Genomic DNA, 3,765 nt, shown 5'->3' with positions numbered 1-3,765 from the left:
CAGGCGTTGCTGGCAACCTACGGTCAGGACCGGTCGGCGCCGCTGTGGCTGGGCTCGGTGAAGTCGAACATCGGCCACACCCAGGCCGCGGCGGGGGTCGCCGGTATCGCCAAGATGGTCCTGGCGATGCGGCACTCGGTGCTGCCGGCGACGCTGCACGCCGGCGAGAGGTCGCCGCACGTGGACTGGGCCGCGGGCGAGATCGCGTTGCTCGGCACCGCGCAGCCGTGGCCGGCCGGGGAGAAGCCGCGCCGGGCCGGTGTGTCCGCGTTCGGGGTGTCCGGCACCAACGCGCACGTGATCATCGAAGAGCCGCCCGCCGCTGACATCGAAGAAGAGCCGGCGGCGTTGCCGGTGGTCCCGGTGGTGCTCTCCGGCGCCGGTGAGGCGGCGCTGGAGGCTCGGACCCGCCACCTCGCAGTGCTGGGCAACGCCGATCCGATGGCGGTGGGTGCCGCCGCGGCCCGCCGGGCGGCGCTGTCTCACCGCGCGGTTGTGCTGGGCGACGACGTGGTGCGTGGGGTGGCCTCGCCGGCTCGGCTCGGTTTCCTGTTCACCGGCCAGGGCTCGCAGCGTGCCGGCATGGGCCGCGGCCTCTACGAGACGTTCCCGGTGTTCGCCGAGGCGTTCGACCGGGTCGCGCTGCACGTCGACCAGCACCTGGATCGGCCGTTGAGCGTGGTGCTGGCAGATGAGGAGTTGATTCATCGGACCGGTTACGCCCAGCCGGCGATCTTCGCCGTCGAGGTGGCGTTGCACGCGCTGCTGGACAGCTGGGGTGTGCGCCCGGACGTGCTGGTCGGTCACTCGATCGGTGAGATCGCGGCCGCGCACGTGTCCGGTGTCATGTCGCCGGCCGACGCCGCAACGCTGGTGACCGCCCGCGGCCGGCTGATGCAGGCGCTCCCGCCCGGCGGCGTGATGCTGGCCGTGCAGGCGTCCGAGGCCGACGTGCGCGCGGCGTTCCCGGACGTGGACATCGCGGCGGTCAACGGCCCGACAGCCGTGGTCGTTTCCGGTCACGAGGCAGATGTCGCCGCGGTCGAGCAGAGCAGCTGGAAGACGATCCGGTTGCGGACCTCGCACGCGTTCCACTCGCGGTTGATGGAGCCGATGCTCGATGAGTTCCGCGCGGTGGTCAGCGGGTTGACGTTCGCGCCCGGTCACGGGCGCTGGTCGGATCCGGCCTACTGGGTGGCGCACGTGCGCGACACCGTGCGTTTCGCCGACGCGGTCGCGCAGGCCGGTGACGGCGTGCGGTTCGTGGAGCTGGGCCCGGACGCGGTGCTGTCGGCCATGGTCGACGACGCGGTGCCGCTGCTACGCCGCGGGCGTGACGAGGTCACCACCGCCCTGACCGCCCTGGCGAACCTGTTCGTCGCCGGCACCGACGTGGACTGGACCGCACTGTTCGTCGGTGTGGAGCCCGCCGACCTGCCCACCTACGCCTTCCAGCGCCGGCGCTACTGGCTGCGCACCCGCACCGCACCGCGGATCACGGCGGCCGACGACACCTTCTGGGAACCGGTCGACCGCAACGACCCCGCCGCCCTGGCCACCCGCCTCGGTGTTCCGCTGACCACCCTGGAACCGCTGCTCCCGGCGCTTGCGGCATGGCGGGCCCGCGGCCGTGACCGCTCGCTGATCGACTCGTGGCGCCACCGGGTCACCTGGAAGCCCGCCGACCTTCCCGCCAGCACCCCGACCGGCATCTGGGCCCTGATCGGCGACGACGGCACCGGCCTGGCCGACGCGCTCGCCGGCACGGGCATCACTACCGTCGCCACCACGGTCGAGAGCCTCCCGGACATCGCGGCCGACGGCGTCCTGGTCCTGCCCTCCGTGCCGCTCGACGGCCTGCCCGACCTGGTTCGCGCGGCCGACCGGCCCACCTGGATCCTGACCGCGGGCGGTGTCACGACCGGACGGGCCGACGGCGTCCCGGACGTCATGGAGGCCGCCAAGTGGGGGCTCGGCCGCGTCGCCGGTCTCGAACACCCGAAGACCTGGCGCGGGCTCATCGACCTGCCGGAATCCCTGGACGCGCGAACCGGTGCACGACTCGCCGCGATCCTGGCCGGCGCCCTGGGCGCGGAGGACCAGATCGCCGTACGCCCGGGCGGGGTCCTGGTCCGCCGGCTGGCGGACGCCCCGGCCGGTGGTGAGGCGTGGCAGCCGCGCGGCACCGTCCTGATCGCCGGTGGCACCGGCGGCCTCGGGTCCCAGGTGGCCCGCTGGGCCGCCGACAACGGCGCCGGGCGACTGATCCTCGTCTCCCGGCGTGGTGGCGAGACGGATCTGCCCAACGCGGAGGTCCACGCCTGCGACCTCACCGACCGGACCGCCGTCGAAGCCTTGTTCGACCTGGTCGGGCCGGTGGACGCGGTCGTGCACGCGGCCGGCGTGGCCGAGGACGCCGACCTGGTCGACGCCGACGCCGGCCACCTTCACCGCGTGCTCGCCGCCAAGGTGGACGGCGCCCGGCATCTCGACGAGTTCGCCGGCGACGCCACGTTCGTCGTCTTCTCCTCGATCTCCGGGATCTGGGGCAGCGCCGGCCAGGGCGCCTACTCCGCCGCCAACGCCGCCCTGGACGCCGTCGTGGCCGGACGCCGCGCTCGCGGGCTCGCCGGGACCGCGATTGCCTGGGGCCCGTGGGCGCGGGCCGGCATGGCCGCCGATCCCGAGGTCGCCGCGCTGCTGAAACGGCGCGGGCTCACCCCGATCGACCCGCAGCGGGCGCTGGCCGCGCTGGCCGGTGCCGTCGGTGCCGGTGAGGACCAGATCACCATCGCGGACGTACGCTGGAACGACTTCCTGCCGGCCTTCACCGCCACCCGGGCCCGGCCGTTCTTCGCCGACCTGCCCGCCGCCCGGGCCGTCGAGGCCCCGGCGCCCATCGGCACCGAGGTCTCCGCGTTCGCCCAGCGCCTCGCCGGTATGGCCGCCGCCGATCGCGTCCCGCTGCTCACCGACGTGGTGCGTACGCACGTGGCCGCCGTTCTCGGTCACGCCTCCACGGAGGTGATCGAGCCGTCCCGCCCGTTCAAGGAGCTCGGCTTCGACTCGCTCACCGCGGTCGAGCTGCGCAACCGCCTGCAGGCCGCATTCGGTCTCGCGCTGCCGGCCACGCTGGTCTTCGACTACCCGAGCACCGGCCGGCTCGCCGCGTTCGCGCTGACCCGGCTGATGCCGGAGACGGCACCGGCGGCCCCGGCGGCAGCCGACGCGATCGTGGCCACGTCCGACGATCCCATCGTGATCGTCGGCATGGGCCTGCGGCTGCCCGGCGGCGTGGAGACCCCCGAGCAGTACTGGGATCTGGTGTCCTCCGGCGGCGACGGCATCGGCGCGTTCCCGGCCGACCGCGGGTGGGACCTCGGCCGCCTTTACCATCCGGACCCGGATCACCCGGGCACGTTCTACGCCCGGGGTGGTGGCTTCCTCTACGGCGCGGGCGGCTTCGACGCCGGCCTGTTCGGCATCTCGCCACGTGAGGCCCTCGCCATGGACCCGCAGCAGCGGCTGCTGCTGGAGACCTCGTGGGAGGCGCTCGAGCGCGGTGGCGTCGACCCGATGGGCATCGCCGGTCAGCCGGTGGGGGTCTTCGTCGGCGCGACCGCCATGGGTTACGGCACCGGCCCGGTCGAGTCCGCCGAGGGCATCGAGGGGCACCTGCTCACCGGTACGGCGTCGTCGGTGATGTCCGGCCGGATCTCGTACACGTTCGGGCTGGAGGGTCCGGCGGTCACCGTCGACACGGCT

Annotated in this window: 1 protein-coding gene; it reads left to right on the top strand. The window is 74.0% G+C overall.

Annotated features, from left to right (window positions below; all coding sequences use genetic code 11):
* On the top strand, positions 1–3,765 hold a 3,765-nt coding region (locus Acy02nite_RS45755), incomplete at both ends, for a type I polyketide synthase (protein WP_203756496.1).

The sequence above is a fragment of the Actinoplanes cyaneus genome, assembly GCF_016862095.1.
Classification (GTDB): Bacteria; Actinomycetota; Actinomycetes; order Mycobacteriales; family Micromonosporaceae; genus Actinoplanes; species Actinoplanes cyaneus.
This window is presented reverse-complemented; position numbering and strand designations above follow the sequence as displayed.